At 45.2% G+C, this 529-nt stretch carries 3 tRNA genes; all 3 read right to left on the bottom strand.

What is annotated here, in order from left to right:
- Positions 1-191 precede the first annotated feature (191 nt).
- Positions 192-267 (bottom strand) — tRNA-Val (locus IRQ95_RS21990).
- 35 nt (positions 268-302) lie between these two features.
- A tRNA-Ala gene (locus IRQ95_RS21995) sits at positions 303-378 on the bottom strand.
- Positions 379-402: 24 nt separating this feature from the next.
- Positions 403-478 (bottom strand) — tRNA-Lys (locus IRQ95_RS22000).
- Positions 479-529 lie beyond the last annotated feature (51 nt).

Genomic DNA, 529 nt, shown 5'->3' on the forward strand with positions numbered 1-529 from the left:
TTACTGAAACAGTAAGACAAAACCCAAGAACACTTGAATGTGTTTTTGTGTATTCAATTAAATTGAATACTTTGAGAACTTTACAAACAACAATAAATTGTTGTTTTGTCAGCTTTCCAAATTGTTAAAGAGCTAATCACTTCTTATGAAGTAACCATTTTTAAAAACACTCTTACGAATGTGCTTAAAGATGGTGGGCGATACCGGGCTCGAACCAGTGACCCCCTGCTTGTAAGGCAGGTGCTCTCCCAACTGAGCTAATCGCCCACATAAGTTTTACGTCTTGTGGTAGACGTCAAGAATGGTGGAGCTATGCGGGATCGAACCGCAGACCTCCTGCGTGCAAGGCAGGCGCTCTCCCAGCTGAGCTATAGCCCCATCTTGAGAGTCATTCTTAAAGAATGGTGGGTCGTGCAGGATTCGAACCTGCGACCAATTGATTAAAAGTCAACTGCTCTACCAACTGAGCTAACGACCCAATGGTATCCCGTAGGGGAGTCGAACCCCTGTTACCGCCGTGAAAGGGCGG

The organism is Vibrio fluminensis (assembly GCF_015278125.1).
Classification (GTDB): domain Bacteria; phylum Pseudomonadota; class Gammaproteobacteria; order Enterobacterales; family Vibrionaceae; genus Vibrio; species Vibrio fluminensis.